Source organism: Chloroflexota bacterium (assembly GCA_016219275.1).
GTDB lineage: Bacteria > Chloroflexota > Anaerolineae > UBA4142 > UBA4142 > JACRBM01.
The window spans coordinates 13,524-33,370 of record JACRBM010000003.1 but is presented as its reverse complement, the minus strand read 5'-3'; the positions used below and the strand labels follow the sequence as shown (position 1 = coordinate 33,370).

The 19,847-nt window shown below is 57.0% G+C and carries 19 protein-coding genes; 17 read left to right on the top strand and 2 right to left on the bottom strand.

Annotation, left to right across the window (positions count from 1 at the left end):
• Positions 1-91 precede the first annotated feature (91 nt).
• Together HY868_00430 and HY868_00425 are read right to left on the bottom strand one after the other, a co-directional pair.
• Positions 92-2,479, bottom strand: coding sequence for an ABC transporter permease (locus HY868_00430; protein ID MBI5300572.1), 2,388 nt, complete (start codon positions 2,477-2,479; stop codon positions 92-94).
• 68 nt (positions 2,480-2,547) lie between these two features.
• Positions 2,548-3,228, bottom strand: coding sequence for an ABC transporter ATP-binding protein (locus HY868_00425; GenBank protein ID MBI5300571.1), 681 nt, complete (start codon positions 3,226-3,228; stop codon positions 2,548-2,550).
• A 144-nt stretch (positions 3,229-3,372) separates the two neighbouring features.
• Here HY868_00425 and HY868_00420 point away from each other — a divergent pair, with 144 nt between their 5' ends.
• From HY868_00420 to HY868_00340, 17 genes are all read left to right on the top strand, one after another.
• The gene (locus HY868_00420) at positions 3,373-3,609 is read left to right on the top strand and encodes a hypothetical protein (protein MBI5300570.1); all 237 of its coding nucleotides are present in this window, start codon (positions 3,373-3,375) and stop codon (positions 3,607-3,609) included.
• 46 nt (positions 3,610-3,655) lie between these two features.
• Positions 3,656-4,708 carry a 3-oxoacyl-ACP synthase gene (locus tag HY868_00415; protein MBI5300569.1) on the top strand — a complete coding sequence of 351 codons (1,053 nt, stop codon included), beginning with the start codon at positions 3,656-3,658 and terminating at the stop codon, positions 4,706-4,708.
• Between the two features lie 113 nt (positions 4,709-4,821).
• Complete coding sequence (locus HY868_00410) at positions 4,822-5,586, top strand: glucose 1-dehydrogenase (protein ID MBI5300568.1); 765 nt, start codon at positions 4,822-4,824, stop codon at positions 5,584-5,586.
• A 114-nt stretch (positions 5,587-5,700) separates the two neighbouring features.
• Positions 5,701-6,672 carry a phosphatidylserine/phosphatidylglycerophosphate/cardiolipin synthase family protein gene (locus HY868_00405; protein ID MBI5300567.1) on the top strand — a complete coding sequence of 324 codons (972 nt, stop codon included), beginning with the start codon at positions 5,701-5,703 and terminating at the stop codon, positions 6,670-6,672.
• 58 nt (positions 6,673-6,730) lie between these two features.
• Positions 6,731-8,257 carry a long-chain fatty acid--CoA ligase gene (locus HY868_00400; GenBank protein ID MBI5300566.1) on the top strand — a complete coding sequence of 509 codons (1,527 nt, stop codon included), beginning with the start codon at positions 6,731-6,733 and terminating at the stop codon, positions 8,255-8,257.
• 63 nt (positions 8,258-8,320) lie between these two features.
• On the top strand, positions 8,321-9,130 hold the full coding sequence (locus HY868_00395) for an alpha/beta fold hydrolase (protein MBI5300565.1): 810 nt from the start codon (positions 8,321-8,323) through the stop codon (positions 9,128-9,130).
• Positions 9,131-9,176: 46 nt separating this feature from the next.
• On the top strand, positions 9,177-10,172 hold the full coding sequence (locus HY868_00390; protein ID MBI5300564.1) for a ketoacyl-ACP synthase III: 996 nt from the start codon (positions 9,177-9,179) through the stop codon (positions 10,170-10,172).
• An 89-nt stretch (positions 10,173-10,261) separates the two neighbouring features.
• Positions 10,262-11,800 (top strand): long-chain fatty acid--CoA ligase, encoded by a 1,539-nt coding sequence (locus HY868_00385; protein ID MBI5300563.1) that lies wholly within the window; start codon positions 10,262-10,264, stop codon positions 11,798-11,800.
• A gap of 10 nt (positions 11,801-11,810) precedes the next feature.
• Positions 11,811-12,206 (top strand): MaoC family dehydratase, encoded by a 396-nt coding sequence (locus tag HY868_00380; GenBank protein MBI5300562.1) that lies wholly within the window; start codon positions 11,811-11,813, stop codon positions 12,204-12,206.
• Between the two features lie 15 nt (positions 12,207-12,221).
• Entirely contained in the window at positions 12,222-13,484 is a 1,263-nt protein-coding gene (locus HY868_00375) for a hypothetical protein (GenBank protein ID MBI5300561.1), read from the top strand.
• Between the two features lie 85 nt (positions 13,485-13,569).
• A complete protein-coding gene (locus HY868_00370; protein MBI5300560.1) occupies positions 13,570-13,986 on the top strand; it encodes a Zn-ribbon domain-containing OB-fold protein in 417 nt (138 codons plus the stop codon).
• 116 nt (positions 13,987-14,102) lie between these two features.
• A complete protein-coding gene (locus HY868_00365) occupies positions 14,103-15,629 on the top strand; it encodes a long-chain-fatty-acid--CoA ligase (GenBank protein MBI5300559.1) in 1,527 nt (508 codons plus the stop codon).
• Between the two features lie 86 nt (positions 15,630-15,715).
• Positions 15,716-16,135: a MaoC family dehydratase N-terminal domain-containing protein gene (locus tag HY868_00360; GenBank protein ID MBI5300558.1), complete on the top strand. Its 420-nt coding sequence runs from the start codon at positions 15,716-15,718 to the stop codon at positions 16,133-16,135.
• 39 nt (positions 16,136-16,174) lie between these two features.
• Positions 16,175-16,933, top strand: a complete 759-nt coding sequence (locus tag HY868_00355) for an enoyl-CoA hydratase/isomerase family protein (protein ID MBI5300557.1) — start codon at positions 16,175-16,177, stop codon at positions 16,931-16,933.
• A 99-nt stretch (positions 16,934-17,032) separates the two neighbouring features.
• Complete coding sequence (locus HY868_00350; protein MBI5300556.1) at positions 17,033-17,401, top strand: phosphate acetyltransferase; 369 nt, start codon at positions 17,033-17,035, stop codon at positions 17,399-17,401.
• A gap of 158 nt (positions 17,402-17,559) precedes the next feature.
• Positions 17,560-18,357 carry an alpha/beta fold hydrolase gene (locus HY868_00345; GenBank protein ID MBI5300555.1) on the top strand — a complete coding sequence of 266 codons (798 nt, stop codon included), beginning with the start codon at positions 17,560-17,562 and terminating at the stop codon, positions 18,355-18,357.
• Between the two features lie 76 nt (positions 18,358-18,433).
• Positions 18,434-19,807: an ABC transporter substrate-binding protein gene (locus HY868_00340; GenBank protein MBI5300554.1), complete on the top strand. Its 1,374-nt coding sequence runs from the start codon at positions 18,434-18,436 to the stop codon at positions 19,805-19,807.
• The last annotated feature ends 40 nt before the right edge of the window (positions 19,808-19,847 follow it).

Below are 19,847 nucleotides of genomic sequence, written 5' to 3'. Positions count from 1 at the left end.
TCGCGGTATTGTAGAGACGTTGCACGCTTCGCGAACGTCTCAACAATACCAACCGTAAAGCCAAATGGAAATGTTCTAAGCTGTGGTTTCCCTACTCATAACTCAAACTCTGCCGCACGCTCAGGTTCGCCGCGTTCAGCGCGGGCGCGATGCTCGCAAGCGTGCCGACGATCATTACGATGACGAACCAGTACGCGATGCCATGCCACGCGTACGCGAAATCGAGCGGCGTTTGGATGAACGCCATCCCGACCGCGCGCGACATGCCGCGCGCGAGCGGTACGCTCAACGCGAGCGCGACGACGAAACTCATCAGCGTGACGACGATGCTCTCGCCCCAAAAGATTTGCACGATCGCGCGCGTGTCCGCGCCGACCGCGCGCATCACGCCGATTTCCTTGCTGCGTTCGAGCACGTTGATGCTCATCATCCCCATCAACCCGATGCCGCCGACGAGCGCGATGAGAAACGACATCACAAGCAGGAACACGACGAGAATCTGATACAGCGACGTGACCTGGCGTTTGATCTCGCCGAGAATCTGGGTCGAAAAAACATCCACGCCGTTTTGCGCGAACAGCGTCACCAGTTCGTTCGTGATGCGTTTTTGCGACGCCGCGTCGTGTTGCGTGTACGCGACCTCGAGCGTGTACGTGCGGTCGGTGCGTTTCATCACGCGATCCAATTCGTCGAGCGAGACGAACACGCTCGTCTGCTTTTGCACCAAATCTTGATTGACGCCGACGACGACCCACTCGGTCTCGGAGTACGCGTCGCCCAGATCGAGAATCACGACATCGCCGAGTTTCACGCCCTCTTGTTCCGCCCACTTGCGATTGACGACAATCGCGTTCGTGTCGTTCGGCGCGAGCCAGCGCCCGGCGACGAGACGCGGCGTGTAAAACTGGGTGTTGTCCGGTCCCGCTTCGACGAGCACCTGCACTTGTTGCCCCGACGCGAGTTTCATCGTCGCTTGCGCAAAGTACCACGCCTCGGCGCGTTTCACCTCCGGATGCGTTTGCGCGAGTTCGACGACCTTGCTCGAACGTTGTTGCTTGTTGAACGCGATCAACGTGTCCATGCCGTACTGCCCTTCGAGCAGATTATCAATCGTGTTACTAAACGACGCGTCCACGGACAGCACCGCGATAAAAATCGCGCCGCCGAGCGCGAGCGTGGCGAGCGTGAGCGCGAGGCGGTCCGGCACGCGCACCGCGTTGCGTAACGCGAGCGCCCACTCGCGCGGCAAATTTTGTACGCGACCCAGGATGCGGCTCAACGCATTATCACCGTTGCCGCCGCCTAGCCCATAGTCGCTGATGGCTTGCCGCACGGTGATGCCCGCGCCTTCCCACAAGGGTTTCGCCGCCGCGATGAACGGGACGAGCAAGCCGACGAGCGCCATCGTCATCATCGCCGGTGTGGATGGACGATACGCGTACAAGTCTACGTTGATTTTGCCGGCGAGATATTTCGCGAGTTGATACCCGGTGCGTTCCGCAATCGGCGAGCCGAGCAACGTGCCGAGCAAACCGAACGCGAGCACGGTCAGCGCGTACGCGCGGATCACGAGCCAGGTGTCCGCGCCGAGCGCTTTCATCACGCCGATCTGTTTGATCTGTTGCGTGACGAGCGCGCCGATCGTGTTCGTCACGAGCAAGCCGCTTAACAACAAACTCAGCACGCCGAGAATGCCCATCACCAACAGCAACACATCGAGCACATCCTGGGTCGGATGAATCGCCGGGTCGTGCAAGGTGACGCGGCTCACCGTGTAGCCAGATTTTTCCAGCCGCGCACGCGCGGCATCCGCGATGACGGCGCGTTGATCGAAATCGTTGACGGTCAAGTAAATCGTGTTGAACCGGTCATTGCCTTGTAATTGTTGCATCGTTTCGAGACTGACGATGACGATGGGATTGCCTTTCACCGACGCCATCACGTCATCTTGTTGGTGCGCCGTGCCGACGATTTGGATCGTGTGCTCGTGCCCCATCGCATCCACGATGATCGTGTCGCCAACGCGCGCGTCCATCTCGTCGAGCGATGCGCGTTCCGCGACGAGTTGCCAACGCGCCGGCGGAAACGTTCCGCTCTCGGGTACGATCTTGTTGACGGTCTGCGCGTTCGGATCGTTGAACGCGATGAACTCGATCGTGCGCCACGCGCTTTCGTCCGCGTGGCGATAACGTCCGCTGAACACCGCGCGTCCTTGCGCCGCGGTGACGCCCGGCATTTTCGCGAGGTTTTCGATGCCGTCCTGGGTCACACCCTTTGGTACGACTAGTTCGATGTGTGCGGGATTGATGTCGCCGTACCGTCGTCGAATGTCCGACGTGAGCACGTCCCAGGTCGCGATGATCATGCCGATGCCGATGACGCCAATCGCGATGGACAGCGCGACGAGGAGCGTGCGACCGCGATTGCCCCAGAGGTCGCGCAGTGTTTTGAAGCGGATGGTGTGGAGTGAGTCTAGCATTTTGTACTTCCTTCGGAATCACCCCTCCCTTTCCCTCCCCTTGGCAAGGGGAGGGTAGGGTGGGGTCATTACGCGTTGATCACACGCCCGTCCTGCACGCGCACGACGCGCGGAATGCGCTTCGCCAACTCGCGGTCGTGCGTGATCATCACGAGCGTCTTGCCGCGCGCGGTCAAATCGCCAAACAGCGCAAAGACCTGGTCGGCGGTTTTGCTGTCGAGGTTGCCGGTCGGTTCGTCGCCGACGAGGAGCGGCGGATCGTTCGCGAGCGCACGCGCAATCGCGGCGCGTTGTTGTTGTCCGCCGCTGACCGCGCTCGGCAGTTTGTATGCTTGGTCGGCAAGCCCGACTTGCGCGAGTAAATCCAACGCGCGCGGTTTACGTTCGCGCAACGGATACGCGTTGCAGAAATCCATCGGCAGCATCACATTTTCCAGAATCGTGAGTGTTGGCAAAAGTTGAAAGAACTGGAAGATGACGCCGATGTTACGTCCGCGCCAACGCGCCATTTGATTCTCGCTCATCGCGTTGACGCGCGTCCCGGCGACGGTGATCGTGCCGCTCGTCGGGCGGTCAATGCCGGTGAGCATGTTGATGAGTGTGGACTTGCCCGACCCGCTCGGTCCGACGACGGCGACGAACTCGCCGGTGTTGACGCTCAGTGATACATCGTTGAGCACGCGTACCGAACCCGCGCCGGTTGAATAATCCTTCACCAAATGCTCGATTTCGATAAGTTGGTTTGCCATCGCTCGCCTCGCTTTCACTCGCATTTTACGGCGACTCGGCGCGCGGCGGCAGTGCTAGGCGTCATCGGCGCGCCGTGACGTTCGTCATAAGTTGTAACTCATTTGTAACCGTCCTGTGCTATTGATTAGCGCAGGAGGACAGCGTTGTCGTTCGAAAGCCCGCGGGTGGAATCGTTCGTGTTGCGTTTTGTGCACGATACGCCGGATGACGGCGCATCGCCGGATGCGCACGCGTGGCGCGGGGTGGTCGTTCACGTTCAATCGAATACGGAAATCAATTTCACGGATTTTGCCGACGCCGTAGCGTTTATCGCGCGCTATGTGCCTGTCGGCAATTTTATTTTCACCACCGAGCGCACAAAGGGCACAGAGAAAAAATAGAATTTCTCCGTGTTCTCTGTGCGCTCTGTGGTTGAGACGAGTTAGTATGACACAGAACCAACCCACCGTCGGCATCGTCAGCGTCGGCACGTACTCGCCGAAAAAATTTATCACGTCGAAAGAGATCGCGGAAATCAGCGGCGTGCCCGAAGCGGTCATTCGCGACAAGATGGGCATTCACCGCAAATTCATCGGCGATGAAAACGAGCACCCGAACGAAATGGGCATCAAGGCGGCGTTCGATTGCTTGGCACAAACAAATATCCCGCCCGAAGAAATTGACGTGGTGCTGTGCACGACCGAAGAGTGGAAAGAGTATTTGCTCTGGACCGCCGGCATTGACCTCGCATACCAAATCGGCGCGACACGCGCGTGGGCGATGGACCTGCACACGCGTTGCGCGACGACGGTCAACGCGCTGAAACTTGCCAAGGATATGATGATCGCCGATCCGGAAATCAACACGATTTTGATCGCGGGCGGCTACAAGGTGTCCGATTTCATCAATCTGCGTAACGCGCGCACGTCGTTCATGTGGAACATTGGCGCGGGCGGCGGCGCAATGCTCCTGCGCAAAAACTGGGAGCGCAATCATGTGCTCGGCACGCATTTGATCGCGGACGGCTTTATGAGCAAGCACGCGATTGTCCCGGCGAGCGGCACGGTGCAACCGCCGACTGATTCATCGCGCGAGCAAGGATTGTTCTATTTCGATTTGGTCGAACCGGACGCGATGAAGAATCGCTTGAACGCAGTCTCGATGGATAATTGGCTCAAGTGTGTGGACGAGGCGTTACGCAAGAGCGGGACGAAACCGGGTGGCACGCCGTACACGCGCGCCGACCTGGGTTTCGCAAACATCTTGCTCATCAAACCCTCGGCGCACCGCGAGATGCTCGAACGCCTGGGTCTGCGTGAAGACCAATCGGTGTACCTGTCCGAGTACGGACACACCGGCGAGCAAGACGCCATGTTCTCGATTGTCGGAGCGTTGAAGCAAGGGCGCTTGAAGGACGGCGATTTGATGGTGATCGTCGCGGCGGGCATTGGGTACGTGTGGGCGGCGGGTGTTGTGCAGTGGGGAAAGGTAGTGCGGTAATGCGATAGTGCGGTAGTGCGATAGTGCGATAGTGCGATAGTGCGATAGTTGGATGGCAGACTGGCAAACTATCCAATCAACAAACCAGCAAACTAACAAACTGGGAGGATGCGATGCGACTGCAAGACAAGGTGTGTTTAGTTACTGGCGGCGCGGCTGGGATTGGCAAGGCAACGGCGGAGCGGTTCATCGAGGAAGGCGCGATCGTTGTCATCGCCGATGTGATGGAACAAGTTGGACGAGCAACCGCGCAAGCACTTGGCACGAACGCGGCGTTTTACAAAGTGAATGTCGCGAATCGTCAAGAGGTGCAATCCTGGGTAGACGATGTGTTCGCCAAGTATGGTCGCATTGATGTCTTGGTCAACAACGCGGGCATTTTGCGCGATAATCAACTCGTCAAGGTGAAAGAGGGCGTACTCACCGGGCAAATGCCGGAAGCGGATTTCGATTTAGTGATTTCGGTGAACCTCAAGGGCGTGTTCAACTGCGCGCAAGCCGTCGCGCCGTACATGATCAAGCAGGGCGGCGGCGTGATCCTCAACGCGAGTTCGGTCGTCGGACTTGATGGCAACTTTGGGCAGACGAATTACGTCGCGACGAAATCGGCGGTGATTGGGATGACCAAGGTGTGGGCGCGCGAACTGGGTCGCTACAACGTGCGCGTGAATGCGGTTGCGCCCGGCTTTACCGCGACGGACATTATCAAGACGATGCCGGACAAGGTGATCGAGGGGATGAAAGCGCGCACGCCGCTCGGACGTATGGGACAGCCGCGCGACATTGCGAACGCGTACCTCTTCCTCGCCTCCGACGATGCGAGTTTCATCACCGGCGAAGTGTTGCGCGTGGATGGCGGGATTGTGGTGGGGACGTAGAATTCAGTAGTCAGAAGTCAGTAGTCAGAAGACAGAGGGCAGTGAACAGTGAACAGTGAACAGTGGGCTGGGGTTGGGAAGTGTTCACCGCCCAAAAGCGAAACCGAGGATACTATGAAGATTCTCTACACGACGAGCGAAATTCGGAAAACCGTAACGGATTTATTTTCAGACTCGACGGTTCGACGCGTTGCGGTCGTTGCATTTGTTGGCGAAGGAGCTGAGTCTTTCCTACCCAATCCAAAAGGATTAGAGCTTATTTGTTGGGCGAAACCTGGTTCTACAAGCGCGGACAGTTTGCGTGATCTTAAGAAACGAGGAGCCAAAATCTCCTTGGCGGACAGTATGCACATGAAAGTATACTGGGCCGAAGGCAGAGGAGCAGTGATTACCTCAGCCAATCTTTCAATGAATGCTCTGGGCTCTGGCAATCTGCAGGAAATTGGAATTCTTGTACCTTCCGATTCGCTGAATATTGACCGAGTCATACGTTCTGTCCAACCACGGACTTTGGAAAAGGAAGACTTATCCTGGCTTGACAAACAGAGTCGTGAAATCGAAATCGCAGTGCGAAGAACCGCTAAGAAATCGGCACAAGGCTCTCGAATCAATTTTCAGACCTGGTATGAATTACCCGACCACCGAGAGTGGAAACTGGGATGGTGGGATGCAGAAGGTGCAATAGCCCAGACTGCCAAGAACATTTCTAAACAAAGGTATGGAGTTGCAGAACCGGAGGAGATGCTTGTATGCAACGCAACTGACTATCGTACTGGCGATTGGCTGTTAACCTTTGGGTTGGTTACAGATCGACCAACAGAAATAGAATGGCGCACCGTTGATTTCGTCACCAAAGTTTCCCCAAAAGACAAGAAAGCTTACGTAAGAGCTTATCCATACCAAGCAATACAAGTTTGGACTTTGAGGTACTATCCACCCCCACCATTCACACTTGACAGCAAATTCAAATTGGCTTTCAAAAAAGCTTTATCTGAATACGGAGCTGAAGCGATCAAGCAACTGAAAACAGCGCGAATTCCCAAGTGGATAACGGATAGAGTATATACTCTTTACACACGCGTTTGATTCGGCACCACTGTCCCACTGTTTACTGTTCACTGTTCACTGACCTACTGGAGTTTACATGCACGCCGCTGATCTACTCACTTCCCGCGCGCGGCTCACACCCAACCGCGAAGCAATATTGTACACGCACACCGGCGAACGATTCACGTACGCTCAACTGAACGCGCGCGCGAATCGTGCGGCGAATTTTCTGCGCGCGCTCGGTGTGAACCAGGGCGACCGCGTTTCGATCCTCGCGCACAACAGTGTCGTCTATCTCGATCTCTTGTACGGCTTGGCGAAAATTGGCGCGATCTTTGCGCCGCTCAATTGGCGACTCACCGCGCGCGAACTGTCGTACATCGTCGGCGATTGCGATCCCAAAGCGATTCTGTGCGGTCCGGAATTTGTCGCGACGCTGAATGAGATGCGCGGCGAATTGGGCGACGCGAAAATCGTGAGCGTTGAAAACGCGGCGCTCGATAACGCATTGGTGTACGAAAATGAAATCGCGCGCGCGTCCGATGCCGAGCCAGCGCGTCCCGCGTTGAGTGACGACGATCCGCTGTGCATCCTCTACACCTCAGGCACAACCGGCAAACCGAAAGGCGCGATGTTGCCGCATCGTCAAATATTGTGGAACTGCATCAACACCGTTGTCAGTTGGGGCTTGCGCGAAGAGGATGTGTCGCCGGTGTTCACGCCGATGTTCCACACCGGCGGCTTGTTCGCGTTCCTCACGCCGATTTTCTACATCGGTGGGCGCATCGTTCTGACGCGCAAATTCGATGCGGAGCAATCGCTAAAAATTATCATCGCCGAAAAATGCACGGTCGTGCTCGGTGTGCCGACGCTCTTTCAAATGTGGTACAATACGCCGTACTTTCAGCAAGCCGATTTTTCACGCGTGCGATTTTGGATCAACGGCGGCGCGACGATTCCCGTGCCGTTGATGGACGCGTGGACGCAAGCCAAGGGCGGCGTGTTTCGCCAAGGGTATGGTCTCACCGAAGTCGGTCCGAATTGTTTCAGCATGACCGACGAAGAATCCGCGCGCAAACGCGGCTCGGTGGGCAAACCAATTTTTCACAGCCAGATGCGACTCGTCCATCCGGAAACTGGGCGCGAAGTTGGCGCGAACGAACCGGGCGAATTGCTGATCTGGGGACCGCACGTGTGCGCGGGGTACTGGCACAACCCGCCAGCGACCGCCGATTCGATCACCGATGGCTGGTTTCACACCGGCGATATGGCGCGACGCGACGAAGACGGTTTTTTTTACATCATCGGTCGTTTCAAGGATATGATCAAGAGCGGCAGCGAAAATGTGTACGCCGCCGAAGTCGAAAATATTTTTCGCGATCATCCCGCGGTGCAGGATGCCGCGCTCATCGGCAAACCCGATCCCAAGTGGGATGAAGTCGGCGTGATGATCGTCTTGCTCAAGCCAGGTCAGTACGCGACCGAAGAAGAATTGTTGAAATTCTGCGATGGCAAACTTGCGCGATTCAAAATTCCCAAGCACGTGATTGTTGCCGATGCGTTCCCGTACTCGCCGTACGGCAAGATTGAGAAAATCAAACTGAAAGAAAAGTATTTGCGGTAATCGGTATTCAGTGTTCCGCATCCAGTCTCACTGAACACTGAATACTGAATACTAGAGTTCACCATGCCAAAAATCCACGCGAACGGAATAGACCTTTACTATGAAATTCACGGAGCTGGCACGCCGCTCGTGCTCATCGCCGGCGTCGGCTATGGCAACTGGTTCTGGCATAAGATTGTCCCTGGTCTCGCCAAACATTTTCAAGTGATCACGTTCGATAATCGCGGTGCGGGTGAAAGCGACAAACCGGCTGGACCGTACACCATCGCGCAAATGGGCGCGGACACCGCGGGCTTGCTCGACGCGCTCGACATCACGCGCGCGAATGTGCTGGGACATTCGCTCGGTGGATTCATCGCGCAAGAGTTGATGGTCACGCGTCCCGACCTGGTTGCCAAATTGATTTTGGCGAGCACGAATTTTGGCGGGAGCCAGGTCATTCCGATCACGCCCGAAGCGATGAGGGTGTTGACGGATCGTTCGGGCGATCCCGCCGAGTTGGTCAAGCGTGGCATCGCACTGGCGACGGCGCCAGGATTTGCGGAACGTCAAACACAGACCGCGCAAGAATTGCTCCAGTATCGTTTCACGAATCCGGTGCCGCCCGCGCAGTACGCCGCGCAGGTCGCCGCGGGCGCGGGGACGATGGCGTACACCGATGAAATCGTCAACGCGCGTATGCGCGCGATCCAAGCGCCGACGCTGATTTTATTTGGCGAGTTTGACCGGGTGGTGCCACCGGGAAATGCCGAATTGATGGCGCGCAAAATCGTGGATGCGCGCGTCGTGATCTTGCCCGGCGTCGGACACATCTTTCCGATTGAAGATCCGACTGCAACCGTGAATGTGATCAAAGAGTTCTTGGTTGGCTAGTTGAATCGTTGGTTAGTTGGCTGACCAACGATCCAACTATCAAACTATGAAACACGCGCAAATTATTTCCACCGGTCGTTACATCCCGGAAAAAATTATTACGAACGCCGATCTCGATGCGATGCTCGGCGAGAACGTCGGCGATTGGCTCGTCGCAAACGTCGGGATTGGCGAGCGACACGTGATGGCGGAGAGCGAAACGACTTCGGATATGATCGTCGCCGCGTCGCAACAAGCACTGCAGCGCGCAAATCTCGCGCCAAGCGATCTCGATTTGATTATCGTCGCGACCGACACACCGGACTACATTTCGCCGGCAACGGCGTCCGTTGTGCAAGCGAAACTGGGCGCGACGAACGCCGGGACGTACGACATCAACTGCGCGTGCGCGGCATGGGTGACCGGGTTGGATATGGCGGCGCGTTATATCGCGACCGATTCGGATTATCGCCGCATTCTCGTCGCGGGCGGATACGGGATGACCAAGTTCATTGATTGGCGCGACAAGTACACCGCAACGCTCTTCGCCGACGGCGCGGGCGTAGTCATCGTGCGCACGGGCGACGCGCCCGGCTTTCTCGCCGGCAAGTTGCTCGCGCGCGGACAGTATCACGACGCGATGGGCATTTACTCCGGCGGCACGTATCGTCCCGCGACGCCAGAGATCGTGAACGAACTCGGCAAGCCGCGCGTGCAATTCGTCAAAAAATTTCCGGCGACGTTCAACTCGGACCATTGGCCCCCGCTCGTGCGCGCGGTCGTCGCCAAGGCGGGGTTGACGCTCGACGATATATCCTTTTTCTTGTTCACACAACTCAATCTCCGCACGATTGAATTCGTGATGCAAAACCTGGGTCAGCCGATGAGCAAGACGCATTGGATCATGGACAAGTGGGGCTACCTGGGTTCGGCGTGCATCCCCGTTGCGCTCGACGATGCGATCGAACGCGGCAAGGGACCGCAACCCGGCGACAATGTTGTTTTCTGCGCGACCGGCGGCGGCATGGCGATGGCGGCGTGTGTGTGGAAGTGGACGGTGTAAAAAGGAAAGAAGGGAAATGAAGGAAATGAGGGAAATGAGTTCCCTTCCTTCCCTTCTTTCCCTCGATTCCCTGATGTCGAGGTTTTTCGATGTACATCGGTGACTACCTGGGACGACGCGAAATTTATTCGCCGGACAAACTCGCGATTGTGGATGCCGGCAAAAATCCGGCATGGCGTTTGACGTATCGTCAGATGAACGAACGCGCGAACAAACTGGCGAACTATTTCAAGCGCATCGGCATCGGCAAGGGCGACCGCGTGGCGATTTTCGCGCGCGATGGCATCGAGCACCTCGACACGTTTTTCGCGTGCGCGAAGCTCGGCGCGATTCACACCGCGCTCAACTGGCGCTTGCACTGGCGCGAAGCAGTGAGCATCATCGAGAACACGACGCCGAAGGTTGTAATTTATTCTGACGAGTTCAAGTCCATCATCGCAGAGATTGATCGCGAATTACGAATTACGAATTACGAATTACACTATCTTCATCTCGAAGGCGATGGGATTCCGGACAGTCAACATTACGAGACGGTTTTGCAATCGCGCGCAAACTCGCCGGTCACGTGTGAATCGCTGCAAGCTGAAGACATCGCCGCGCTGATTTTTACCGGCGGCACAACGGGGCTATCGAAAGCGGCGCAAGTGTCGCATCGGATGATTGCGTGGAACACGCTCAACACGGTCGTGCACGACATCACGCACGACGATATTTATCTCAACGTGTTTCCAATGTTCCACACCGGCGGTTTGTTCGTTTACACTTTGCCGCAAGTGATTTTCGGTGGCACAACGATTTTGATTCGCCAATTCGATCCCGCCCTGGTGTTGACGCTCATCGAGCGCGAAAAGGTGACGGTGTTCGGCGGCGTGCCGACAATGTATCAAGCGATGACGCAAGCGCCGAACTGGGCGCAAGCGAATTTAGCGTCGTTGCGGTTTTGCACGAGCGGCGGCGCGCCGTTGCCCGTCCCGCTCGTCGAAAAGTACACGCGCGAAAAAGGGATTCGTTTCAAACAAGGTTTCGGCATGACCGAATTCGGACCGGGGATTTTCGCGCTTGCGCCCGAAGACGCGATCCGCAAAGCCGGTTCGATTGGTCGCCCCAACTTTTTCGTGGACGCGCGTATCGTGGACGACGACAATCAGCCGCTGGGCGCGAACCAGGTCGGCGAACTGGTGTTGAAAGGACCGTCGTACTCGTCCGGCTATTTCAACAATCCCGAAGCGAGCAAAGACGCGGTGGACGCGGACGGGTGGTTTCACACCGGCGATCTGGCGAAGTACGACGACGAGTGGTACTTTTACATCGTGGATCGCAAAAAGGACATGTTCCTCAGCGGCGGCGAAAATGTCTATCCAGTCGAAATCGAAAAAACGTTGTATCAACATCCGGCGGTTCACATGTGCGCGGTCGTCGGCGTGCCCGATCCGAAATGGGGCGAGGTCGGCAAAGCGTTTGTCGTTCTGAAACCTGGGTCGCAAACGACCGAAGCGGATTTGCTCGCGCACTGTCGCGCGAATCTCGCGGGTTACAAAGTGCCAAAGTCGGTTGTGTTTCTCGATGCACTGCCGATTTCATCGGCGGGCAAAATTTTGAAACGCGAGTTGAAAGAAAAGTACGCGTAAAGAGGTCACGATGAATTTGCAAATTGGTCAACGCGCGGCGATTACACGCACGATCACCGGCGCGATGGTGGATGAGTACGCCGGTCTCATCGGCGACAAGAATCCGGTTCATCTCGACGAGGCGTACGCGGCGACGACGCGCTTTGGCAAACGCATCGCGCACGGTATGTTGGTCGCTGGATTGATCTCGGCGGCGCTGGCGAGTGAATTGCCCGGACCGGGGAGCGTGTACCTGGGTCAGAATCTCAAATTCAAAGCACCGGTTTTTCTTGGCGATACGATCACGGTGATGGTCGAGGTGCGCGCGATCCGGGCGGACAAGCCCATCGTCACGCTCGCGACGACGTGTACGAACCAAAGCGGCGCGGTCGTGATCGAAGGCGAAGCGGTGTTGTTGGTGCAGTGAAGTTAGGAGGAATAAATGTCAAATCGAAAATTAGGACGCGGCGTCGCGATGGTCGGCGCGGGCATGTGCAAGTTCGGCGCGTTCGCCGACAAGTCGAGCCGCGATTTGTTCGTCGAGGCGTTTCAAGAAATGCGCGCATCGGTGGATCAGGGATTCGATCCGAACGTGATCGAGAATATTTACATCGGCAACTTTTCGAGCGATCTCTTCGAACACCAGGGACATACCGCGCCGATCATGGCGGATGTGGTCGGTCTCACGCCGCGCCCGGCGACGCGCATCGAGGATGCGTGCGCGAGCGGCGGCGTCGCGTTGCGGCAAGGCGTGATGGCGATTGCGTCCGGGCTGTACGATGTCGTGCTTGTTGGCGGCACGGAACGCATGACGAAACTGCCGACGGCTGAAGTGACCGACACGCTCGGCGCGGCGGGCGATACGCTGTTTGAAATTCCGGCGGGATTCACCTTCCCCGGTTTTTACGCGGCGATGGCATCCGCGTACATGCACAAGTACGGTATGCTGCCGGAACACTTGATGAACGTCGCGAAGAAGAATCACGACAACGGCGCGCTCAATCCAAAAGCACAGTTCGGCGTGACGATTCGCGATTGGATGCAACAACGCATCCAAGCCGCGCTCAAAAAAGGCAAGCCCGCGCCGACCTGGAAGAACGAATCCGATTTTCTGCACGACGACGCGGCAAACCCGATGATCGCGTATCCGCTCCGCTTGTTCGATTGCTCGCCGATCACGGACGGCGCGGCGTGCGTGTTGCTCGTCGCGGAAGAACGCGCGCGCGAATTCACCGACACGCCGATTCACATTATCGGTTCGGGGCAAGCATCGGATGCGGCGTTGCATGATCGCGCCGATCTCACCGCGTTGCGCGCCGCGCACATCGCCGCGCAAGACGCGTACGCGATGGCAGGGGTCACCGCGCGCGACATCCGCATCGCCGAAGTGCACGATTGTTTCACGATTGCCGAAATCATCGCGACCGAAGACCTGGGATTTTTCGAACCAGGGACGGGATTCAAGATGGCGGAAGACGGCGTGACCGCGCGCGATGGTGCGCAACCGATCAACACGTCGGGCGGATTGAAGTCGAAAGGGCATCCCGTCGGCGCGTCGGGTGTGGGGCAAGCGGTCGAGGTGTGGAAGCAGATGCGCGGACAAGCCGGCGCGCGCCAGGTCAATCGCGATGTGCCGCTCGCGCTCACACACAACGTTGGCGGCACGGGGCAAACGGCAGTCGTGCATGTGTACGAACGAAAATAGTTCCTTCATTTCCTTCAGTTCCCTCGAACGGATACAAGGGAACTGAAGGAAATAAAGGAAATGAGGGAAATGGATAAGGAGACTTATGGTTCATCCATTCACAGCTGCTTCGTTCAATCAATTTCTCGGCGAGCATAAATTGATGGCGTCGCGCTGTACGCAATGCAAGCAAACTTTTTTACCGCCGCGCGCGATCTGCCCGAACTGTCACAGCGATCAAATGGAATGGGTCGAGACTTCGGGCAAGGGTACGCTCGCCGCGTTCACATCGGTGTACGTGGGTCCGACATTTATGAACGCGGAAGGATTCGACCGTAACAATCCGTACGCGACCGGCATCGTTGAACTCGATGAGGGCGTCAAGATCAGTGCGCGGTTGACCGGCGTGGACGCGAAGAATCCGGCGAACATCAAAATCGGTACGCCAATGCGCGTCGAGTTCTTGGATCGCGGCGAAGGCGACGCGAAGCAAACATTTCTCGCGTTTACGCCGGCGAATTAAACGCGCGCGGTCATTGCGAGCGGTTTATGCGAACCAATCCCCAACCTGTTGCGCGGGGATTGCTTCGTCGGCAAAAACCGCCTCCTCGCAATGACATATCAATGAGGAGCATCAACATGTACGGCATCGGTTATTGGCTGACCAAGCACGCGCAACTTCATCCCCAGCGCGTCGCGCTTGTGACGCCGGAAAAAACGTACACGTACGGCGATTTGAACCGCGAAGCGAACCAGGTCGCACACGCGCTTAAAAACCTGGGTGTCAAAGAGGGCGACCGCATCGGCGTCTTGTGCATGAACTATCCGCAATTTCTCGCGCTCTTGTTCGGCGCCGGCAAACTGGGCGTTGTCAATGTGTCGCTCAACTATCGGCTCAGTGCGCCGGAAATCGCGTTTCAAATGCAAGACAGCCGCGTGCGTGTGTTGTTCGTCGGCGCGGAGCAAGCCGCGCACATTCCCGCGTTGCAAACGCAGACCCAGGTCGAGAAAGTTTTTGTGCTCGAAGGCAATGCGCCCACCGGGTGCGGCACGTACGCGGATTTCACCGCGCATCAATCGGATGCCGAACCGGGCGAGCCGATTTCCTGGGATAAAGGTTTGCTCACCGTGTACACGTCTGGCACGACAGGCAAACCGAAAGGCGCGGTGCTCACGCACGCGAATCAATTCTGGAACGCGATGAACGACATCATCCCGTTGCGCTTGACTGCCGACGACACGATGCTTACGATCCTCCCGCTCGTTCACGTGGGCGGCGTCGGCTTGTTCACCTTGCCCGCGTTGTTACTCGGCGCGAAGGTCGTCATGCCGCGCAAGTTCGATGCGGACGAAGCGTGGCGCTTGATCGAAAAAGAAAAAGTGACCGTCGTGATGGGCGTGCCGGCGATTTGGCAAATGTTCATCGCCTCGCCGCGGTTTGGTAAAACGAACGCGTTGTCCGTGCGGATGTTTTACAACGGCGGCGACCGCTGTCCGCTCAACGTCGTGCAAGCGTTCCGCGAAAAGGGGTTGCCGTTCGGCGGCGGGTACGGTTTGACCGAGACATCGCCAACCGCGTTCATGCTCGAACCGGAAGATTTTGTACAAGGCACATCGAAACTAGGATTCATCGGCAAGCCGGCGTTTTTCAACGAGGCGCGCTATGTGAATTCCGAGGGCAAGGACGTGCCGCCCGGCGAGGTCGGCGAGATTTGGCTGCGCGGCGGAAATGTGTTCGGCGGTTATTGGAATCGTCCCGATGCGAACGCCGAGGTCATCACCGATGGTTGGTTCCACACCGGCGATCTGGCGACGCACGACGAAAATGGCTTGACGTTTGTTGTCGGTCGCTCGAAAGAAATGTTCAAGAGCGGCGGGCTGAACGTGTATCCTGCCGAAGTCGAAGCTGTGCTCGCGACGCATTCCGCGATTAAGGAAGTGTGCGTCATCGGCGTGCCCGATCCAAAATGGAACGAAGTCGGTCGCGCGATTGTCGCGCTCAAGCCCGGCGCAACTGCGTCCGCCGAAGACCTGATCGCGTTTTGCGATGGACAACTGGCGCGTTACAAAATTCCGCAGCGCGTCGTGTTTGTGGACGCGCTCCCGCGGAACACACTGGGCAAGGTGAGTCGGGGCGAGTTGAAGGAGAAATACAGTGGGCAGTGAACGGTGATCCGTAAACAGTGAACAGTGAACGGTGATCCGTAAACAGTGAACAGTAAACAGTGAACAGTGAACACTGGTATGTAACAATGATTCAAGTTGGACAAACACTAACGAGTACGCAAACACTCACTCAAGACGCATTCAATCGCTTTGCGGCGTTGAGCGGCGACGACAATCCGATTCACGTGGACGCGGAATTTTCGGCGCGCACGCGCTTTGGCAAACCGGTCGCGCACGGAATGTATCTCTACAGTTTGATCTGCGGCGTCATCGTTAAACAATTTCCCGGCGCGACCCAGGTCAGCCAGGAGTTGATGTTTCCCGCGCCGTCGCTCGTCGGCGAAGAGGTGACGATTCGCGCACGTGTGCTCGAAATCCAAAATGACACAATTCGCTTTGAGACGACGGTGACGAAAGCGAGCGGCGAACTCGGCGTGCAGGGCGAAGCGGTCTGGCGCGTGGAAAAAATAATTTCCCACGAAGATCACCAAGTTCACGAAAAATAATTTCGTGTCTCTTCGTGTCCTTCGTGGGCGAAAATAATTATGCCGATGAATGTTCTTCTTGAACGTGATGGCGCGATTGCAACGCTAACACTGAATCGCATGGAACGACACAACAGTCTTGTGCCGGAATTTTTGCGCGCGATGTTGTCCGCGATTGATGACATCAAACAGTCGGACGCGCGCGTGATGATTCTGCAGGCGAACGGTCGCTCGTTTTCGACTGGCGGCGACGTGCAGGCGTTTTACGACCATCGCGACAACATCGAACCGTACGCGAACGAGATCGTCGGCGCGCTCAATCAAGTGATTGTCGCGATGATCGCACTGCCGCAACCAATTGTCGGCGCGGTGCACGGCATCGTCACCGGGGGCTCAGTAGGTCTCGTGCTCGCGTGCGATGTGGTTCTGCTCGCGCCGCAAGCGAGTTTCACGCCGTACTATTCCGTCGTCGGTTTCAGCCCCGACGGCGGCTGGACCGCGCTGTTGCCGAACAAGATCGGCGCGCCGCGCGCCGCACGCGTGTTGATGCGAAATGAAACGATCACGTCCGAGCAGGCAGTCGCATGGGGCATCGCGAACGGAATCGTGCCGAGCGAAAAAATCCGTGACGAAGCGCGCGCGGTGGCAAACGATATTGCCGCGAAAAAACTGGGAAGCATCCAGCGGACGAAATGCTTGCTATGGGGCGATGTCAACGCGCTCGCCGCGCGACTGGAAGCGGAACGGCGCGAATTCGTTCAACAAATCGTGACGCCCGAAGCGCAACAAGGCATAGCGGAGTTTTTGCAGAAACGTTGACCCCTCCCTCACCCTCCCCTTGCAAAGGGGAGGGCGGGGTGGGGTTGGGGATTGCTTCGGGCAAAAATCGCCCTCGCCATGACAAACCAAAGAAACACCATGAAGAATTTTCAAATCGGACAAGCGGCGGCGTTGCGACGCACATTCACGGCAAACGATCTCGCCGAGTATGCGTCGCTCGCGGGCATCGCGGCGAACGAGGTATCGTCCATCCCAGGTCCCTTGCTCAGTGGCATGTTCTCGTGTTTGATGGGCACGGAGTTGCCGGGACGCGGCACGAATTGGCTGAAACAAAAACTCGCGTTTCCCGCGCCCGCGCACGTTGGCGAAGAAATCACCGCGACGGTGGAGATCGTGCGCGTGCGCTCCGACAAAGAGTTGGTGAATCTGCGGACCATGTGCATCAATGCGCGCGGTGAAAGTGTGTGTGAGGGCGAAGCGTTGGTACTCGTCAAGGATGTGGCGTAACATAAATTCGCTGCGAAAATTTTACGCAGAGTCGCCGAGAGCGCAGAGGTCGCAGAGAAATTGATGTAAAAAACTCCGCGTTCTCCGCGCCTGCGGTGAATTCCAGATTCTCGGTTGCGACTCTACAGTGGCGGAGATTCGCGGGATAAAAATATCTTATGCCAAAGATTCACGCGAACGGAATCGAATTTTATTACGAGTGGCACGGACCGGAAAACGCGGAGGTGCTCATCTTGTCGAACGGGATTTTGATGAGCACCGCAAGTTGGGCATTCCAGACATCGGCGTTTGCGAAACAGTACCGCGTGTTGCTGTACGATTGTCGCGGGCAATGGCAATCGGATCATCCGCGCGAGCCATACTCGATGGAGCAACACGCGGACGATCTTGCCGCGTTGCTCGACGCGCTCGGCGTCGCGCGCGCTCACATCGGCGGCGTATCGTACGGCGCGGAGATTAGTTTGATTTTTGCGTACAGGTATCCGCAGAAAACGGCGAATCTGATCGTCGCCGCGACGGTGAGCGAAATTGACGCGGTCCTGCGCGGTATCGGCGAGATGTGGCTCGACGCGGCGAAGCGTCACGACCCAGACTTGTTCTTTCGCGTGACGTATCCGTTCAACTTTAGCGCGCGCTGGATCGCGGACAACGCGCCCGCGCTGGAACAGGCGCGCGCGCGGTACGCGCGTCTCGATTTCGATGCAGTCGTCAATCTCACGCAAGCGTTTCTCAACTTGAACATCACGTTGGAACTGCATCGCATCACCGCGCCAACCTTGTTGATCGTCGGCGAAGACGATGGATTGAAACCGCGTCGCTATGCGGACAAAATCGCGGTAGAAATTCCGCACGCCGAGTACGCGATCATTCCGCGCGCGGGACACTCGGTGATGTGGGAACAAGCGCAAACGTTCAACAGTCTCGTTCTCGGATTTTTATCCCAGCATCGTGAGTGAGGAGGTGATTACAAGCATCAGCCAATTTCCAATTTCCAATTTCCAATTTCCAATTTCCAAAACTGGAGGAGAAGAAATGAAAAAGTTTACACTGCTCGCGCTCATCGCGCTGGCATTCATCGTCGTCGCGTGCGCTTCACCAACGCCCGAGCCGACCAAGCCACCCGCACCGACCGCCGTACCGGCGCAACCGACCAAAGCCGCGGTTGAACCGACCAAGGCGCCGGTCGCGACCGCCGTGCCCGCCGCGACTAAAGCGCCGGAACCAACCAAAGCCCCCGAAGCCAAGCCGCTCAAAATCGGTTTGCTCACCGATCAATCCGGCGCGCTTGCGATCTATGGTCCGTTGCTTGAGAACGGTTTTGCGCTCGGTCTCGAATACGCGACCGAAGGCAAGAACAATGTCGCGGGTCGTCCGATTCAAATCATCACCAAAGACACCGCGTCCAAGACCGATGTCGGCACCCAGGTCGCGCGTGACCTGATCGAAAAAGAGGGTGTGGATGTTCTCGTCGGCGTGCCCAGTTCCGGCGTCGCGCTGGCGGTAGCGGAACTCGCCAAGCAGAACAAAAAGATTTACATCGCGCAACCGGCGGCGTCGCCGGATTTGACCGGCAAGAATTTCAATCCGTACGTCTTCCGCACATCGCGCACGAGCGTACAAGACGCGCTCGCCAGCGGCGCGGCGCTCAAGAAACTCGGCAAGACGTATGTACAAATCGCGCCCGACTATGCGTTCGGCTATGGCTCGGCGGGCGGTTTCTACGATGTCGTGAAGGCGAACGGCGGTACATTCGCGATCAACGATTCGAAAGACAAAGCCGGCGCGATCTACATCCCGCAGGATGCCAAAGACTTTACGCCGTATCTGCAAAAAGTGTTGGACACGAAAGCCGAAGTGCTCATCGTCACTTGGGCGGGCGCAGGTTTCGTTCCGCTCTTTACGCAGATGCAACAACTCGGCGTGTTCAAGACGATGCAAGTGTACACCGGCATGGGCGATAATCAAACGCTCAAAGCGGGTTACGCGAATGCGACCGGTGCGTCAGGGTTGATCGTCTATCACTACACCATGCCGAAAAATCCGATCAACGATTGGCTCGTCCAGAAACACAAAGAGAAATTCAAATCGGCGCCGGACCTGTTCACCGAAGGCGGTTTCACTGCCGCGCAAATGCTCGTCGCCGGCTTGAAGGCGACGAACGGCGATGCCACGGCGGACAAATTGATCCCGGTGCTTGAGAAACTGAGTTTCGACGGACCAAAAGGCAAGTACACCGTACGCGATTACGATCACGTCATGTTGCAAAATATGTACGTCGCGAAACTCACCAATGTGACCGATGCCGATTTCAAATTCTTTGAACTCTTGTCCGATCTGAAACCGGAAGAGACCGCGCCGACCTGTACGCTCGAAGGCGAGTACGCCAGTCGCTGTCCCAAAAAATAAAGGATAAAGTCAGAAGGATGAAGGATGAATTGTATCATCC